Source organism: Fructilactobacillus sp. YLN 2507, assembly GCF_059614085.1.
In genome coordinates, this window is sequence record NZ_CM184303.1 from 699,127 (window position 1) to 717,970 (window position 18,844).

The 18,844-nt window shown below is 32.0% G+C and carries 15 protein-coding genes; 8 read left to right on the top strand and 7 right to left on the bottom strand.

The genetic code is table 11. The features are described from left to right. The first annotated feature begins 4 nt into the window (after positions 1-4). Both cydD and cydC read left to right on the top strand, forming a co-directional pair. A complete protein-coding gene (gene cydD, locus AC0GLY_RS03675; protein WP_496612174.1) occupies positions 5-1,747 on the top strand; it encodes a thiol reductant ABC exporter subunit CydD in 1,743 nt (580 codons plus the stop codon). Then, on the top strand, positions 1,740-3,479 hold the full coding sequence (gene cydC / locus AC0GLY_RS03680; protein ID WP_496612175.1) for a thiol reductant ABC exporter subunit CydC: 1,740 nt from the start codon (positions 1,740-1,742) through the stop codon (positions 3,477-3,479). Before cydD ends, cydC begins: the two co-directional genes overlap by 8 nt. A gap of 5 nt (positions 3,480-3,484) precedes the next feature. On the opposite strand, the gene AC0GLY_RS03685 is transcribed toward cydC, so the two are convergent. The 4 genes from AC0GLY_RS03685 to AC0GLY_RS03700 form a co-directional block, all read right to left on the bottom strand. Next, positions 3,485-4,450, bottom strand: coding sequence for a polyprenyl synthetase family protein (locus AC0GLY_RS03685; RefSeq protein ID WP_496612176.1), 966 nt, complete (start codon positions 4,448-4,450; stop codon positions 3,485-3,487). A 96-nt stretch (positions 4,451-4,546) separates the two neighbouring features. Then, the gene (locus AC0GLY_RS03690; RefSeq protein ID WP_496612177.1) at positions 4,547-5,254 is read right to left on the bottom strand and encodes a DnaD domain-containing protein; all 708 of its coding nucleotides are present in this window, start codon (positions 5,252-5,254) and stop codon (positions 4,547-4,549) included. Positions 5,255-5,266: 12 nt separating this feature from the next. Continuing rightward, complete coding sequence (locus tag AC0GLY_RS03695) at positions 5,267-5,764, bottom strand: cell wall elongation regulator TseB-like domain-containing protein (protein WP_496612178.1); 498 nt, start codon at positions 5,762-5,764, stop codon at positions 5,267-5,269. Positions 5,765-5,807: 43 nt separating this feature from the next. Beyond that, the gene (locus AC0GLY_RS03700; protein ID WP_496612179.1) at positions 5,808-8,612 is read right to left on the bottom strand and encodes a helicase C-terminal domain-containing protein; all 2,805 of its coding nucleotides are present in this window, start codon (positions 8,610-8,612) and stop codon (positions 5,808-5,810) included. A 142-nt stretch (positions 8,613-8,754) separates the two neighbouring features. Between AC0GLY_RS03700 and mvk the strand changes: the two genes are divergently transcribed. Genes mvk through fni form a run of 4 tightly spaced genes read left to right on the top strand, consistent with a single transcriptional unit; the run spans position 8,755 to position 12,824 of the window. Next, complete coding sequence (mvk, locus tag AC0GLY_RS03705) at positions 8,755-9,693, top strand: mevalonate kinase (protein WP_496612180.1); 939 nt, start codon at positions 8,755-8,757, stop codon at positions 9,691-9,693. An 11-nt stretch (positions 9,694-9,704) separates the two neighbouring features. Then, positions 9,705-10,688, top strand: a complete 984-nt coding sequence (mvaD, locus tag AC0GLY_RS03710; protein WP_496612181.1) for a diphosphomevalonate decarboxylase — start codon at positions 9,705-9,707, stop codon at positions 10,686-10,688. A gap of 27 nt (positions 10,689-10,715) precedes the next feature. Next, positions 10,716-11,783 (top strand): phosphomevalonate kinase, encoded by a 1,068-nt coding sequence (locus tag AC0GLY_RS03715; protein ID WP_496612182.1) that lies wholly within the window; start codon positions 10,716-10,718, stop codon positions 11,781-11,783. A 12-nt stretch (positions 11,784-11,795) separates the two neighbouring features. Beyond that, complete coding sequence (gene fni / locus AC0GLY_RS03720; protein ID WP_496612183.1) at positions 11,796-12,824, top strand: type 2 isopentenyl-diphosphate Delta-isomerase; 1,029 nt, start codon at positions 11,796-11,798, stop codon at positions 12,822-12,824. Between the two features lie 33 nt (positions 12,825-12,857). Here the strand turns inward: fni and AC0GLY_RS03725 are convergent, their stop codons facing one another. Continuing rightward, entirely contained in the window at positions 12,858-14,198 is a 1,341-nt protein-coding gene (locus AC0GLY_RS03725; protein ID WP_496612184.1) for an RsmB/NOP family class I SAM-dependent RNA methyltransferase, read from the bottom strand. After that, positions 14,195-15,700 (bottom strand): glycerol kinase GlpK, encoded by a 1,506-nt coding sequence (gene glpK / locus AC0GLY_RS03730; RefSeq protein ID WP_496612185.1) that lies wholly within the window; start codon positions 15,698-15,700, stop codon positions 14,195-14,197. Before glpK ends, AC0GLY_RS03725 begins: the two co-directional genes overlap by 4 nt. A gap of 228 nt (positions 15,701-15,928) precedes the next feature. Here glpK and AC0GLY_RS03735 point away from each other — a divergent pair, with 228 nt between their 5' ends. Next, a complete protein-coding gene (locus tag AC0GLY_RS03735; protein ID WP_496612186.1) occupies positions 15,929-16,810 on the top strand; it encodes a 3-hydroxyacyl-CoA dehydrogenase in 882 nt (293 codons plus the stop codon). 173 nt (positions 16,811-16,983) lie between these two features. After that, positions 16,984-18,408 (top strand): C69 family dipeptidase, encoded by a 1,425-nt coding sequence (locus tag AC0GLY_RS03740; protein WP_496612187.1) that lies wholly within the window; start codon positions 16,984-16,986, stop codon positions 18,406-18,408. A 41-nt stretch (positions 18,409-18,449) separates the two neighbouring features. Here AC0GLY_RS03740 and rplS read toward each other — a convergent pair whose 3' ends face one another. Further along, the gene (rplS, locus tag AC0GLY_RS03745; protein ID WP_395318402.1) at positions 18,450-18,809 is read right to left on the bottom strand and encodes a 50S ribosomal protein L19; all 360 of its coding nucleotides are present in this window, start codon (positions 18,807-18,809) and stop codon (positions 18,450-18,452) included. Between the last annotated feature and the right edge of the window lie 35 nt (positions 18,810-18,844).

Consider the following 18,844-nt stretch of genomic DNA (forward strand, 5'->3'; position numbering starts at 1 on the left):
GGATATGTTTGATAAACAACTCATGTCTATTCCCGGTGTCAAAAAGTTAATTATTAAACTAAGTTGTTTGGCAATTATCCAATCTTTAGCGATTATCTTAGAGGCTTACTTTTTATCTTTAGCAGTCGTTAATACATGGAGCTTAAAAAAAATTACAGCATTGCTCTTGCCAATGCTGTATTTTTTTATAGCCTTTGTTGTTCGTTATTTAGTTACAAGGATTGAAAATCAAATAACCGATCGATTTGCAACGAAAGCTACTGGTGAAATTAAAACTCAATTGCTTACTAAAGAGTTTGAGCTTGGTCCGCGTATGGTTAGTCAAATTGGATCAGGTCATTTAATTACTTTGGCACTTGAAGGAATAGATAAAATTGAAAACTATTTTAATTTAATTATTTTAAAAACGGTAAATATGGCAATTATTCCAGTAATTTTATTAATTGCAATTTTTATGATTGATTTTATATCAGGAATTACGCTTTTCTTAGTTTTTCCAATTATTATTATTTTTATGATTATTTTAGGTTTAGCAGCTCAAGCTAAATCTGCTCGACAATATAAGGGTTTTAAAGACATGTCAAATAATTTTGTTGATACGATGCGAGGACTAAAAACTTTAAAACTTTTTGGGCTGAGTGATAAGTATGCCGATAATCTTTACCGAGTTAGCGAAAATTATCGTAAAAGTACCATGAGCGTTTTAAAAGTAGCCCTTCTTTCAACGTTTGCGCTTGATTTTTTCACTACCATTTCAATTGCAATTGTAGCAGTCTTTTTGGGGGTTGCTTTAATTGATGGAAAAATTTTATTATTGCCTGCTTTAACTATTTTAGTATTAGCTCCCGATTACTTTTTGCCGGTTAGGGATTATGGTGATGATTATCATGCTACTTTAGATGGTAAAAATGCCCTAACTAATATTTTAGAAATTTTAAAAATCAAATCTCCTTCAAGTAAAATTAAACTAAAACATTTTACTGGATGGAAAAGTGATAGTAAATTAATAGTTAATAATTTAAATTTCTTTTATGATAAAAATAGTCCGGCTTTGAAAAATATTAATTTTAAAGTTAATGGATATCAAAATATTGGAATTGTAGGACGTTCTGGTTCTGGAAAATCAACGCTTTTGAATATGTTAGGTGGCTGGCTTGATCCTACAGATGCTGATCAATTACCATTTGAAGTAAATCAAGAAAAAGTGGATAGTTTAGCTCAAATAGAGTGGCAAAAACACATTAGTTATATTCCACAAGATCCTTATATTTTTGCTGGTACAATTGCAGAAAACATTGCTTTCTATCAGCCGAATGCGAGTGCTGAGCAAATTGAAGATGCTGCAGAAAAAGCTGGATTAATGAAATTTATTAATAATTTACGAGCAGGCTTTAAAACGGAAATTGGTGAAAGTGGACGTGGAATTAGCGGCGGTCAAGCACAAAGAATTGCGCTTGCAAGAACATTATTAGATCATAATCGTGAAATCTTACTTCTTGATGAGCCTACCGCTCATTTAGACATTGAAACTGAATATGAACTCAAGCAGACAATGCTTCCAATTTTTAAAAATCGATTAGTTATTTTTGCTACTCATCGTCTTCATTGGATGCAAAACATGGATTATATTTTAGTTATGGATCACGGTAAAATAGTAGAACAAGGAACACCAACTGAGCTAATCAAGCAAAATGGTGTTTACAAAGAATTAATTAACGAGATTCGAGGTGTAGATAAAAATGCATAAAATGTTTAAAAATGATACGTGGATCAAACCTTATTTAGCAAAGTATAAAAAACTTTTAATTTTGGTCTTTTTCTTAGGCGTTTTAACTTTTTTCTGTGCTATTGGATTAATGTTTGTTGCAGGATATTTAATTAGTCGTTCAGCTACCCATCCTTATAATATTTTAATTGTTTATGTTCCAGTTCTTCTAACTAGAGCATTTGGGATTGGAAGACCATTATTTAAGTATTTGGAACGAATTAATAGTCATAATTGGGTGCTGAAAGTAACTTCTTTACTTAGAAAGCGACTCTATACTACCCTCGAAACTAGTGCGATGTTTTTAACTAGTAAGTTTCAAACTGGTGATTTGCTTAGCATCTTAGCTGAAGATATTGATCATTTGGAAAATTTGTATCTAAGAACAATTTTTCCAACGATTGTGGCATACATTACTGGAATTATCGTAATTATTTGTTTAGGAATCATTAGTTGGCCATATGCAATTTTTATGCTAGTTGCCTTCACTATTATTTTATTAGTTATTCCCTTGGCATCAGTTGCAATGCGTGGAGCCTCAAAGGAATATGAGAAATCGTTAGTCCATCAATCATACAGTGAATTGACTGATGCAACATTTGGAATTGGTGATTGGATGATTTCAGGCCGGAAGAAGGGATTTTTAAAGCGAGTTACCAGTAATGATGCTAAATTAGATACTTCTAATTATAGAACCCACAAATATGAGTGGAATCGGGATTTGGTAATTAAAATGATGTTTGCAATTATTTTAATTGGCACGCTTGTATGGTCAAATTGGTTTTTTACTTCATCGCAATCACTTGCAAATTATGCAGCTGCTTTTGTATTAGGCGTATTACCCTTAATGGATGCTTTTATACCAGTTAGTCAGGCTATGGAAGAATGGCCAATGTATAAGGATTCTGTGGTTAGGCTAAATAAATTATCAAATGACCAAATAAGGCCTAGTTCCAATCAATCTATGATTAATCCTAGTACTTTTAAAGAAATTAAGATGAATAATGTAACTTTTAATTATCCAGGCGAAAAAACTAGTTTAATCAATGATGTTTCTTTTGAAGTTAAGAAAGGTCATAAACTAGCAATTATTGGTCCTAGTGGAGTTGGGAAAACGACCTTACTTCAATTGTTATTGGGATCATTAGTTCCTAATAGTGGTGCCATCACAATTGATGGCATTAATGTTACAGAATTACAAAAAAATCAAGCTAAATGGTTTAGTGTTTTAGATCAACACCCTTTTCTTTTCAATACTTCAGTTTTGAATAATGTTCGAATTGGAAATGAAAATGCTAGTGATGAAGATGTTAAACAAGCATTGAAGGATGTTGGGCTAGAAGAATATATTGAATCTTTACCAAATGGATATAATACTAATGTTCGAGAAAATGGTATTCGCTTCTCTGGGGGTCAACGACAACGATTAGCATTAGCAAGAATCTTATTACAAAATAATCCAATTGTGCTACTTGATGAACCAACTGTGGGGCTTGATCCAATCACTGAAAATGATTTAATCATCACCCTTAATCGGGTTTTAAGAGGAAAAACAGTCATTTGGGTAACCCATCATCTCCAAGGATTATCGAACATGAATCAAGTTATTTTCTTAGAAAATGGTTCAATTAAAATGGAAGGAAATCCAACTGAACTATATAAAAACAACCCCCGCTATCGCAAGCTATATGCTATGGATCAAGGAGTTGTTTAAATTAATTATTTAAATATTTTTTCAATGATTGTGTTTAAAGTGCTTTTGGAATTACCATCGGGTAATTTGTTAACTAATTCAAAACAATCATTTAACGTGTTGGTAAGGGTTTGTTGAGCGCGTGATAATCCACCACTTAATTCAATTATGTTTTGAATTTTATGAAGATCAGCTAAAGCTAGCTGGTCTTTTTTTAATAGTTTTTTTAATTCTTTTTGATAATTGGTTTCTAGTGCATAAATGATGGGAAGTGTGTAAATTCCTTCAGTTACATCTTCTAATTTTGGCTTACCAGTTACATAAGTTGGGTTAAAATCAAGTAAATCATCTCTAATTTGAAAGGCATCCCCTATTTTGGAGCCAATTTGTTCGGCTAACTTAATAATTGAAGGATTAGCCCCACCTAAGATAGCACCTTCAGCAGCACTATTTATAAATAAAGCAGATGTTTTTCCATTAATTGCTTTAAAGTAATCAGTTTCTGATCTTCTTAAATTATTTTTTGAGGTGCTTTGGTGTAATTCGCCATCTAGGATTGATTGAATTAGCTTGATATTAAAATTTAAGTTAGCTTTATCAGGTGCATAATCAATTAATAATTTAAAATATTGGGTAAATAAATAATCACCTAAATAAATGGCTTCATGTTGCCCAAAACGGCTGTTTAATGTTCGAGCCGTACGTCGCAAGTCAGATTCGTCAATTACATCGTCATGAACTAAGGATGCTAAATGAATAATTTCAATAGATGCTGCGGCTTTTTCAAAAATTAATTCATCATGGTTATTACCATATTCACTAAAGATTAGTAATAGTGCAGCTCGAAGCATTTTTCCATTTCCATTAATCAAATCATCGATTCCCTTTTTAAATTTATGATTATCAAGGTTAATTTGATTTATCATAATTTCTTGGGTGATTTTTAATTTATTTTCTAAAGTTGGAAACTGTTTCCATAAACTATAATCCATAAATTTTATTTTTCCTTAATGTTTTTTGTTATTTCAATTTTATCATATTAAGACTAATTAAAATGGAAAACCATCATGACTCCCTAACATACTATGTTATTGCTTTTTAATTTTAAAAAGAGGAATTTTAGGTAAATCCTTTGATTGATTATTAGTTCCACTTTTTTGTTTTTCGTAGTTATTACGTTGAGCTTCAACTTGGGCAGCCGAAGTGATGTTTTGTTTTTTCCAAGAAATTAAAATTCGATCAATATATTTCAAACTATAAACTTGTTGTAAAACTGCTTCTCTCAAGGCCAATTTAATGATTACAATAGAATATTTATCTATGTCTAACCAATTACTGATGGTTTCTAATTCAATTGATGACAGTGGGCGTCCGAATTCTTGAGAAAATTCATTAAACAGGGTTTGCCGTTTTGATATATTTTCCCCTTCTGATTCAAGATTATTTTCTGTGATTTCAACTTTGACATTAGGATGCTGAACTAATAACTGATCTAGTTTTTGGTATAAAGGTTTAAAACTATATTCAGCAGAATGATGATTCCCATCAATAATTGCAATGAATTTTTTTGAAACTAATTGATGAATTGTTTCAAAAACTAAATCTTTGTCAAAACCAGTTACATCAGCAACTATTTGTGGATCTGGGAATGGAACCCCTTTATTTTTAAAATAAAATAATTCAATTAAAATTACTGTTTCAGTTGCTGTTAATCCTAGCTTTTTCAGATTTGATAGAATAGCCCCTGAAATATTTACCGATCCATAATCTAAATATTTAACTAAATTATTATCCATAATCCCCTCACCTTAAACATGTAATGATTTAATTTTTTTACCATTTTTAAAATTAATGGTTACATAATTATAACTTTCATTTTCATTTTTCAAAGAAACCAGCCAAGCAGGATTATTTTTAACTAAAACTAACCCAATTTTGCTGACCTTTTGTTGAGGATTAGATTGAGCAATTTTTTCAGCTTGTGCTTGACTAATACCATCTGCCTGCTTAAAAACTTTAATGTGTTTCATGTCTTTGTTAATAATTGCAAAGGAAGGTTTATTATCTTTATTTTTTCCTGAGACAGAATAGTAAGTAGTTCCAACATTACTTTCACTAAAATTTGAAACATCATGAAACTTAGCATATTTTTCAACTAAGTCAATTGTGATTGATCGTTTTTTTTGAAAAGGACGTTGTGAAATATGAAGAACCATTATTCCTAACAAAAATAAAACAATAATTAAGGCAATCAATATTTTTAAATAACGTAATATACGCATACGTAGTAATCTTTTTTCTCGCATAATTTTCCTCTTTTGGATGCTGTAATATTATAATTATAGCAAATTATGATTCACTTTTTTTACTAAAAAATTCCTTATTTTTGGCAACTATTTCAGTCATATTTCCTTGAAAGACATTAAGCTTTTCATTAAATGATCGCATCATTTGTTCACCATACTTTTTAGTTAATAATCGATTATCTAGAATTGTAATGGTACCATAGTCATCTTTATGTCGTAACAAGCGCCCCATTCCTTGTTTTAAGTCAATGGTTGCTTGTGGTAACGAATAGCTGGTAAATGGATTCTTTTTTTCCTTTCTTAAATATGTGGTGCGAGCTTTAGTTAAGGGATTGCCAGGTGCTGAAAATGGAAGACGTGGAATAATAACTGACTTTAAATAATTATTAGGGAAATCTACTCCCTCCCAAAAACCCTTTGCACCTAAAATAATTGAATTATTAGTCTCTTGAAATTTTTTGCTAATCTTTTCTTGGCTTCCTGATATTCTTGAAGCAAGTATATATGGAATTTGATTTCGTTTATGAATATTATGGTAAACAGCTTCAATTAGTTCTAATGAATTGAATAGTACAAGAGTTGGTACAGGGTAGCTATTGTATATATCAAGGATTGAATCGGATAAGTATTGAACGTATTCTTCGTTGTTAGCGTTTTCCGGTATCGGAGTTTGTTTAGAAATCATTAGGACAGTTTGTTTATCATATTCAAAATCTGATTTAAGTCTCTTCATTCTAGTATTATTTCGATTTAAATCAAGTTGATCATAAATGAACTGAGACTTTTTTGAAGTAAACAAAAAGGCTCCAGTGAAAATACCTGGTTGAAAATATTTATAAATATCTTTACTTAGCGTATGGGCCGCATTTAGTTGCACTGTTTCTAAGGTAACGTTATTAGGATCATGATCGGATCCATACTTCATTAAAACTACATCTGCAAGATTACTAACGGAAAAGTTATCAATTACCTCATTAATTTGGTTTATGAATGATGTGATGTTATTTAAATGTTCATTAAATTTTAAAAAACACTCATAATCTGAGGGAATCCAGCGATCAGAATGATGAGAAATTTGAAAATTTAACTTTTGTAAAGTTTCGATTAAGGACTGATTTAACCGATTGAGTTGGTTAAATTGCTGTTGATACTTTTCAATAAACTCTTGCAATTTAGAATGATGTAATCCTATTTCAAACTGGTCTGGTTTAAGCCTTTTCATAAACAATTTAGCAAATTGATTAATTAAATAGGTATTAACTTCAGCAATTTGATCAACAATTTGAACAATTTTTTCGGTTTCAGCTAAGAGATTCTTATTATGTGAAAAAATGTCATTTAAGTTTTCAGCATGCGTTTGGAAGACATCATTTCTGACTCGGCCACTATTTTGTTTTATTGTACCTAACCATAACCAACTTTGTTGAGAAGAATAGGCGACATCGGCAAGTTTGGGGGCTTCATCAATTACCAAATAAGGTCTTTGGTTGAGATTTTCATTAATTTTACGCGAGTTTTGATATAAATAATTATGATTAGTGATGACAAAATCCGCGTGCTTTAAATGTTCAGATTGTCGATTAAGAAAGTCATAATTACCCAAATCTAGATTATCATCAGAAAAACCTGATTGATAATTTATTTGATTAATTATGGTTGCTTTTTTGGGTAAATTCAATTCATCTAAATCGCCAGTTTCAGTTTCCGTTAACCAAATTAATATTTTTGCTTTAATAAATTGTGATTGCTTATTCCCATCATCAATGACTAGGCTTAGTAAAAATCGATTTAAATCTAAGTAATGACTTTTTCCTTTTAATACAACTATGTTAAAACCAAATCCAAGTTGTTGATTTAGAACTTGGTTGACAGTTTGTTGTAATTGATTTTGTAATGCAATAGTTGCGGTACTAATAACTACTGATTTCCCCTTACGACATAAATAAGCCATTGGAACTAAAAAACCTAATGTTTTCCCGCTCCCTGTTGGCGATTCAATTAGTAAATTAGTTGGTTTCTTTTTATTATCATTAAAATTACGATAAATTAAATTCATCATTTTACTTTGAGATTCTCGCCAATCATAGTTAGGCTGTAATAATTGTAACTTTTTACCCTTGGTTGTAGGAAATTTATCAAGTTTTAGATGTTCATGATAATTTGGAGTTTTAACTTTTTTGATAATGAGACCCTCTACATTAACTAAATCAGATGATAAAGATGAGACGATGCTTTTTTCTTGATTATAAATTGATCTAATGAAATCTACCGTATTATGTGGTAAATCAAGATTGATGTCTAAAATATTTTTTAAAGTAGTTTGAGGAATCGACTTAATTTTTTCTGTAATTTTAATTAATAAGGTAGCAGTTGCCGCAGCATCACTAGCAGAAGAATGCGGATGTTTATGTTTAATTTTAAAATGTTTACTTAAATCACTTAGTCGATAACTATTTAGAGTGGGGAAAAAAATTTGCGTTAAACTAACTGTATCGATAGCTGGAATATCTAATTCTGGAAAACCAACTCGATCTAAAAAGGTATTCAAGAAAGGAAAATCAAAATTTACATTATGAGCAACAAAGACTGTATTTTTTAGTTTTTTATAAATAGTTCCCGCTACTTGATCAAAGGTTGGGGCATCTTTAATCGTTTCACTAGTGATATCAGTCAAATTAGAAATTTCTTCTGAAATTTCAACTCCATCATTTATGTATGTCGAATATGAGTCAATGACTTGATTATTTTTTACAAAACTTACGCTAAATTGAATAATATGCGCGCCTTGTTTGATGTTAGTTCCTGTTGTTTCCATGTCAACAACAGCATATGTTGTATTTTGCTTCATTAAAGTCCCTACTCTCATTCGTATAAGCTAACTTAATTTTACTACAAAATTGTTTAAATCGATAATATCAAATCACTTTGAATGATTGGTTAAGTCGTCAAATATGATAAAATATAACAGTTAAGAAAGTGAGCGATTATTAATGAATAAAGCAGCAGTTGGAAAAAGTCATGCTAAAGTTATCTTTTTGGGAGAACATAGTGCGGTTTACCAAAAACCAGCTATTGTGTTTCCCCTACCCCAAATTAAAGTTGAGGTTAGAGTTATACCTAACCAAGAGAATGAATCAAAAATTTATAGTAATTATTTCAATGGTCCTTTATCAAAGTTGCCCTCTTCAATGATGGGAATCTTAAGTTTAATTGATTGTTTAAATCAAAGACTAAATAATCACAACATTAACTTTGATATTCAAATCGATAGTGAAATTCCATTAGGTCGTGGAATGGGATCTTCAGCAGCAATTTCAGCTGCCATTGTCCGTGCTTATTTTGCTTATTTTAAGCACGCTTTAAATGAACAAGTACTTAATCAGCTTATTAATATTGAAGAAAAAATTACCCATGGAAATCCTAGTGGAATTGATGCGAAAACGGTTGTCTCAAACCAACCAATTTTATTTGAAAATGCTAAATTTAGTACTATTTCATTTAATACGACTGGTTTTATTATTATTGCAGATACTGGAATTTCTAGTAATACAAAAGTTGCAGTAGAACAAGTTCAGCAACGACTAACTCATTTTCCAGAAAGGGTTCAGCAGGAAATCAACCAACTAGGTAATTTAACAGAGCAAGTTAAAGCTACTTTAAATAATAATAACATTGTACAAACTGGTAAAATAATGAATCAAGCCCAGAGTATTTTAGCCAATTTAGGGGTGAGCTCTCCAGAAATTAATCATTTAATTATGGTTGCAAAGAAAAATGGTGCATTGGGTGCTAAACTTACAGGTAGCGGAATGGGTGGTTGCATTATTGCAATCACTAAAACCCTTAACCAAGCCCAGATAATACAACATCAATTAATGACTGCGGGGGCTAAAGCTGCTTGGATTCAGTCTTTAAATGAAATTAACTAATGAGGTAAATAATGACAATCTCTAAAACTAAGATTACTGCCCGTGCACATACTAATATTGCCTTAATCAAATATTGGGGCAAAGCTAATCAAAAGCTAAAGCTTCCGACTACTAGTAGTTTATCGTTAACTTTAAATGATTTTTATACTGATACATCGGTTTTTTTCGATGAACAGCTCAGCGAAGATCAAATTACCTTTAATGGAAAGTTATTGGAAGAAAAAAAAACCAAAAGAATTGTAGCATTTCTTGATTTAATTAGAAATTTAGCTAATCAAAAGATTTATGCGAAGGTTTCGACAATTAATCATGTTCCTACATCAGCAGGATTAGCATCTTCTGCATCAGGATTTGCGGCACTTGCAGCTGCAGCTAGTAAAGCGATTGGACTAGATCTAAGTAAAAAAGATCTGTCGCGGTTAGCTAGACAAGGATCAGGATCAGCAACTCGAAGTATCTATGGGGGATTTGTTGAATGGAAAAAAGGCAATAGTGATGAATCATCTTATGCGATTCCAATTGAAGAACAAGTTGATTGGCCCATTAGTGTAGTTGCAGTATTAGTTAATCAGTCAGAAAAACAAATGAGTAGTTCGAGGGGTATGCAAATTTCTGTTGATACATCTCCCTACTACTCCGCTTGGGAAAAAGAATGTGAGCAAGCGCTTGAACAAATTAAAATTGCTATAAAACAACAAAATTTTAAAGCTTTGGGAAAGATTGCTGAACAAAATGCAATGCAGATGCATGCGTTAACTTTAAGTTCTTCACCAAATTATACTTATTTTGATGCGGACTCCTTAAAAGTTATGAATATTGTCCATAACTTACGAAGTCAAGGCCTGGATTGTTATTTCACAATGGATGCTGGTCCAAATGTTAAAATATTAGTTGAACGACAAAATACTGATAAACTAGTTGAGGAATTAGAGAAACAATTTGGTCCAGATAAAGTCATAGTAACTACTGCTGGTCCTGGAATTGAGTATAAATAAAAATATATTTATGAAAGAAGTTTTTTTTTGATTACGACAAAAGCACCTGGAAAATTATATTTGGCTGGAGAATACGCCGTTGTAGAAACTGGACATCCCGCAATTATTGCGGCAGTTAATCGTTTCGTGACTGCTGAAATTGAAGAAACAAAGGATTTTGGGATTATTACATCTCAACAATATGAAAAAACGATGCTTCACTGGCAACGAATTAATTCAGAAATTGTTTTAGATGACCGAGATAACCCATTTAAATACATTGTTTCAGGAATCAAAGTTGCCGAAGAATATATTAAATCTTTACAGCTTGAACTAAAGACATTTAATATTAACATTAATAGCGAATTAGACAGTGGAGATGGGAAAAAGTATGGATTAGGATCTTCAGCTGCTGTAACCGTTGCAACAGTGAAAGCAGTATGCAAATTATATCAACTTAACTTAACGAAAACAGAATTATTTAAATTGTCAGCAATTGCCCATTTTGAAGTACAGGGAAATGGTTCCTTAGGCGATATTGCTTCAAGTGTTTTTGGAGGCATAATTTCATATACGTCTTTTGATCGGGCCTGGCTTTCAAGTTTTCGAAAGCGCATCTCATTAAATAAGTTAATTAAATTAGAATGGCCTAGTTTAGAAATAATTCCCTTACAAGTTCCTTTGACTTTGAAGTTTTTAGTTGGGTGGTCTGGAGCCCCTGCTTCGACTTCTCATTTAATTGACAAAGTTGAACTAAAAAAAGGAAAAAATCAAGTTCGTTATCGCCAATTTTTACACGATAGTAATAAATGCGTTCATGATATTACTAATGGATTTCGTCAAGATAATATCGAAATCATAATGGATAACATTAAAAAAAATCGATTGCTTTTATTGAATTTAGCTAAGATGGCAAATGTTGTGATTGAGACGCCTAAGCTTAAAGAATTAATCGAAGTTGCAAATCAATTTGGTGGTGCGGCTAAGACTTCTGGTGCTGGTGGTGGCGATTGTGGAATTGTTTTTATTAAAAATAATGATTCAGTGGATCAGTTAATTGAAAACTGGGAAAAGCATGGAATTGAACGTTTGGATATTGAAATTTATAATTATTAAGGGGCTTTTGTTATGGTAAGTATTCAATCACATCGCAAAGATGAACATTTATCTTTGGCCAAAAAGTTTCATAAAGAAAAATCTCATGCTGGATTTGAAAAAATTCGCTTTATTCCTAATTCTATTCCTGAAATTAAGTTTACGGATGTTGATATTTCTACAACCATTGGTCCATTAAAATTAACGGTTCCCTTTTATATTGAAGCTATGACTGGTGGCAGTGATTACACTTGTAAAATTAACCAACAATTAAGTGATATTGCTAAAAAATTAGAGCTTGCTATGGCTGTTGGTAGTGAAAGTGTTGCAATTCGTGAGCCACAGCTAGAAAAAACATTTGCAGTTATTAAAAAAAATAATCCTAATGGTATAAAAATTGCTAACTTAAGTGCTAATGCAACCATTTTAGACGTTGCTAAAGCAATTGAAATGATTGATGCTGATGCAATCGAACTACATGTTAATGTTGCTCAAGAAGTTGTAATGCCCGAGGGTGATCGTACCTTTAATTGGCTTACTAATATTAAAAAAATTGTTGAGCATTTTAGTCTTCCAGTAATTGTAAAAGAAGTTGGCTTTGGTATGTCACATGAATCGATTCAGCAGTTAAAAGAACTTGGTGTTCAATATGTTAATCTTGGCGGCAAAGGTGGTACAAATTTTGTGCAAATTGAAAACTTTCGGCGTCCTAATAAAGAAATGGACTATCTTGAAGATTGGGGATTAACCACTGTTGAGACATTATTTGAATCTCAAAAGGTTTCTGATATGCATTATATTGCTGCGGGAGGAATTACATCTCCGCTTGAAGTTGTAAAAGCCTTGTATTTGGGTGCTAATGCCGTTGGGATTGCAAGTGCAATCTTATCTTCATTAATTGATAAAGGCCCTGAAAAGACCGAAATAATGCTTTCAGAGTGGATTTATGGAGTTAAAGCAATTTTTGTAATGCTTGGAGTTAAAAATATTCCGGAATTAAGAAAAAGTAAAATTGTGGTAAGTGCTGACTTGCAAAATTATTTACAACAAAGAAAACTATAAAAAACGACTTCATTTTTTAGAAGTCGTTTTTTATTATGCGTTAAACCGTAACCCTTTAGGGAAAAAGTTCTTGATGGTACCAGAAACTACTTTTCCAAATCCTACTGGCATGTTCTCACATAGTAATAAATACCAACCCTTTTCTAAATTAGAATCAGTTGGAATAGTATCACCATGAACATACATTTTCCATTCGTCGCGTGTAATATTTAATTTATTTTTTACTTTTTCCGGATTAATTTCTAATGCTAGCCCATAGGCAGGCTCAATTCGATTTTTTTTAATTTGTCCTAAAGGAGTTCCCGGTCGCATCACTTTTAAGCCATTTAAATCGGGAATATCTGAGTTAAATGAATAAAGTGTTTCCCCAAATCTTAATAAATTTTGGGGGTTAAAATTAATAAAACTTGCCTGTTTAAAATTATCCCATTCTTTTTTAAGCTCCCCAGAAACATTAGAATGTTGATATTTAATTTTTCCAGATTTACCTTCGTCCAAGTTTTGTAATTTAGCAACAAAGTGACCATCTCCTTTAAACAAATGAGGAAATAGGCGAACTGTGTTACTTAAATCTTGATTTCCATTAGCCCAATCGGGCCGTCCCTGACTCATTCCATTAAATTTTTCAATTGGTAGAATCTTAAAATTATAGTTGTCAACTAACCATGCAATGATTTGTTCATCTTCTTCTGGGGCAAAAGTACAAGTTGAGTAAATAATTTGACCACCCGGTTTTAACATTTTAACTGCTTCTTTGATAATTTCACGTTGCAACGTAGCACATTCTTTTGGATAATTTTCTGACCAATAATTAATTGCATCGTGATTTTTTCGAAACATTCCCTCTCCAGAACATGGAGCATCAATTAAAATTTTATCAAAATATTTTTTAAAATGTTTCGCTAAATTACCAGGTTTTTCATTTAAAATTAATGGGTTTTTAACACCAAATCTTTCAATATTTTCTACCAGAACTTTGGCACGTCCACGATCAATTTCATTAGAAACTAGGAGCCCTCGATTGTCCATTAAGCTTGCTAATTGAGTAGATTTTCCACCTGGCGCAGCACATAAATCTAAGATTTTTTCACCTGGATGAGGATTAGCTACTTGGGCAACAAACATTGCGGATGGCTCTTGGCTATAAACATAGCCACTTTGATGTTCTGGAGACTTACCATCAATTTTACCAATAAAACCATTATTAACGTATTCAATTGGTTGGTCGGTATTAACTTGAATATCAGCCTTAGGTTTTAATTGATTAATTCTAAATCCGTGATCTGGCTTCTCATCAAAGCTTTTAAGAAAATCGGGATATTCCGGTCCTAAAAGTTTTTGATATTTTTCTTTAAATTTTTCTGGTAAGTTCACTTATTATTCTCCTCGAAGTTTTCAGTAGCTTTGATGGCCATTTTCCAATTATAATAAAGTTGAGTTCGTTTATTTTCGGACATGTTAGGTTTGAAAAATTGGCCGGACGATTTAATCGATTCTAACTCTTCAATTTTTTTCCAATATCCAACAGCTAATCCTGCTAAAAAGGCTGCCCCAAGTGCAGTTGATTCAGAAGTTGCTGAGCGTTCAATTGATTGATTTAAGATATCAGCTTGAAATTGTAGTAAAAAATCATTTTTAGAAACTCCTCCATCAATTACTAATGAATTTAACGGAACTTTAGTTTCTTCAGTCATGGTTTTTATTACATCTTTTGTTTGAAATGCTAACGACTCTAGAGTTGCTTTAACAATCTCATTTATCCCAGTATGATTAGTAATTCCTAAAATAGATCCCCGAACGTTTTCATTCCAATATGGCGCACCTAATCCAGAAAAAGCTGGAACTACAAATAGCGGTTCTTGATTAGCAATAGTTGCCATTTTAGCTGTTTTGCTAACATCATCAATTAATTTTAGTTCATCCTTTAGCCACTGAATTGCTGCACCTGCAATGAAAACACTACCTTCAAAAGCATAATATATTTTTCCATTTATTCCATATGCAATAGTGGTTAATAGTCCTCTTTTAGAAAATTTAGGAAGATTCCCAAGGTTCATCATAATGAAAGCACCAGTTCCATAGGTATTTTTTGTCATTCCAGGTTTGAGTGCTAATTGGCCAAATAATGAAGCTTGTTGGTCACCAGCAATTCCTGAAATTGGAATTTGAACTCCCATGAAAGTGAAATTTTGCGTGTATCCGTAAAGATGTGATGATTCTTCTACTTTAGGTAGCATTACTTTAGGAATATTGAAAATGTCCAATAATTCCTGATCCCATGTAAGAGTATTGATGTTAAATAACATTGTTCTGCTAGCATTTGTTAAATCCGTTGCATGGACTTTGCCAGCGGTTAACTTCCATAACAGCCAGGTATCAATCGTTCCAAAAAGTAGATCACCGGATTGAGCCAGTGCTTGTGCACCAGATACTTGATCCAAAATCCAACGAATTTTAGTTGCAGAAAAGTATGAATCAATAATTAGTCCAGTCTTACTATGAATTTTATCAGCCAAACCTTGTTTTTTTAGTTGATTAGTAATTTTGCTAGTCTGTTTGGACTGCCAAACAATGGCATTATAAATTGGTTTTCCGGTTCGCTTATTCCAAACTACTGTGGTTTCTCTTTGATTGCTAATTCCAATCGAACGGACCTTGTATGGCTGAGTTTCGGTTTTAAATAAAACTTCAGAAATGACAGCTTCAGTTTTATTCCAAATTTCATTGGGATCTTGTTCTACCCATCCTGGTTGAGGAAAAATTTGGTTGATTTCCTTTTGTGCTCGCCCAATTTCGTGTCCACGGTGATCAAATAATATAGCTCTAACAGAAGTAGTTCCTTCATCAATAGCCATTATGTATTGTTCATTTTTCATAATAAACCCCATTTAATTTTATATTTTAATTATAACGCTTAACCGTTTTCGGCGACAATTGAGATTATCAAAAAGCATGTTTAACTATCCTTTTTATAAAACAATTGAATTTTAAAGTATAATTTTTTTGGATATAATTTATAAGAGTATTTGATATTTTTGAAATGGTTATAGTGTTATACTTGCTTTGTTAAAATAAAACATTGACTAATAAAGGAGATTAGTAAAATGAAATTTAATAACGTTACGATAGTTGGTGGAGGAACACTTGGTTCTCAAATTGCATATATGTCAGCATTTCATGGCAAAAATGTTACTATTTGGGGACGAAAAGAAAGCTCATTAGATAGTGCTAAAGAACGGGTAAGTCGCTGGGCTCAAGCTGTTAAAAAAGATCTTGGAGCAACTGAAAAGCAGCTCGATGATGCACAAAGACATCTTACTTATACGACAGACCTAGCTAAGTCACTTAAAGATGCTGATTTAGTAATTGAAGCTCTTCCAGAAAATATCGAAACTAAGAAAAACTTCTATGAAAAATTTTCCAAGTTAGCTGATGATAAAACAATTGTTGCAACTAATACATCGACCCTTTTACCTTCACAATTTGCTGATTATACAGGACGACCAGATAAATTTTTAGCCTATCATTTTGCTAATGAAATTTGGAAAAATAATACTGCAGAAATCATGTCCCAGAGTAAGACTGATAAGGATTTACCTGAGATGTTTGAAAAGTATTCAAGAGAAATTGGAATGGTTCCCTTACTTGTTAATAAGGAGCAACCTGGTTATATTTTAAATTCTTTACTAGTTCCTTTTTTAACAGCAGGAATTCAGCTATGGGTTAAAGGAGTTTCTGATCCTAAAACAATTGATAAAACATGGATGATTGCAACTGGATCACCAATGGGTCCATTTGGTTTTGTTGATATGATTGGATTACGTACTGTTTATGAGATTAATAAAATGACACAAGATCCTACTTCTCAAAAAGCTGCTGAGTTACTTAAAAAAATGATTGATAAAGGCGAAATTGGGGTTGAATCAGGAAAAGGATTTTATACATATCCGGATCCCGATTTTGAAAAAGCTGATTTCTTAAAATAGGTTATTAAAAAATTAATTTAAAAACGATGATGATCTTCAATTAAATATTTTTAAAGTTAATTCTAATACTAATTTGGAATTAACTTTTTTTGTAAAAAAAAAGCTATTATTAAGATTTTAATTGGTGTTACAATTACATCGATAGATTAAGTTTACTAAAGGAGTGATTTTTTATGAATGATTTTGAATTTTCCGCGTGTACTAGTATTCTGGTTGGTAAAGATGCAACTACTGATGGGAGCACTTTAATTGGAAGAAATGAAGACTGCAAAGCTGCTTGGCCAAAACGGTTTATTGTTAATGAACATCAAGTGTTTGATAAACCACAACGATTTGTTTCAAAAGACAATGGATTTACTTTAGAACTTCCATTAGAACGAGCCAAATACACTTCTACCCCAGAATGGACTAATAAGTATGGGATTTTTGAAGAAGATGGAATTAATGAATATGGAGTTGCAGTTAGTGCAACAGAAAGCACATACGCTAATAATCAGATTCTAGGATGCGATCCATTGGTTACAAATGGAATTGGTGAGGAAGCTATTGTAACAGTAATCCTTCCATACATTAAATCTGCGGTTGAAGGTGTTAATCGATTAGGTGAAATTGTTAGTAAATATGGTGCTTCTGAAACCAATGGAATTTTAATTTCTGATGATAAAGATGTATGGTATTTTGAAATTGGCTCTGGACATCATTGGGTTGCTCAAAGAATCCCTGATGATAGTTATGCTGTAGTAGCTAATCAAATGGCTATTCAATTAATTGATTTTAATGACCCACATAATTTCAAATGGTCTCCCGACATTCAAAAGTTTGTAGCCGATAATTCTTTAAATCCCAATCGTCAGGGGTTTAATTTTAGAGAAATCTTTGGAACACAAACACAAGCAGATGCATATTACAGTACTCCCCGAGTTTGGTATGGTCAAAAAATGTTTAATCCAGAAATTAAACAAGACCCAGAATCTCAAAATTTACCATTTATTCGAAAAAGTAACCGATTAATTTCAGCTTTTGATGCACAAAACTATCTTAGCTCACATTTTCAAGAAACAGTTTATGATCCAATTGGAAGTGGCACAGAAATTGAAAAACATAAATTTAGACCAGTTAGTCTTGCTAAGACGCAAGAAGCTCATGTATTACAGTTATCTGATAAACTTCCTAAAGAAATTGGAAATATTCATTGGTTGCTGATGGGAGTTGGTGCTCAAAGTACATTTGTTCCCTTTTTTGCCGGAATTACAAATACACCACCAGAATATAAGTATAAAGTTGGTCATGATTATGACGCGAAATCAGCCTATTGGATTTTTAAATTAGTTGGAATTTTAGTTGATTCCCATTATCTTGAATTTAATGATCAATTAAAAGATGTTCAAAATCAATTAGTTCAAAAATACGTTTCTAACATTCATGATGCACAAATTGCTGCTTTAAATGAAGATTCAAATTTGACTGAATTGGCTAATCATTATAGTTTTAAATCAGCCAAGCTTGCTCTCAATGCATATCAGAAACTTGCAGCTCAATTGATTACAAAATCAACTGACTTTTCACCATTAAATTATCAACAAGATTTAAATCTATAAAAAAAGAACTTGCAAACATGCAAGTTCTTTTTTTATACATATTAACGTTTTTTGAATGATTGCTTGATACGAGCAGCCTTTCCTTGACGATCACGTAAGTAGTATAGTTTTGAACGACGTACTTTACCACGACGAATAACTTCAAGCTTAGCAACTCGTGGTGAATTTAATGGGAAGATTCTTTCTACCCCAACACCATTACTGATCTTACGAACAGTATAAGTAGCTTGAATTCCAGCACCATGACGTTTAATAACGACACCAGTAAAGTTTTGGATACGTTCTGTATCCCCTTCGACAACCTTAACAGATACATTAACAGTATCTCCGGCACGGAAGTCAGGCATATCTGAACGTAATTGTTCAGCGTTGATTTTTTCAATCAAATTGTTTTGACGCATAATAAATTCCCCTAACTAGCACTCTTATCTTTTCG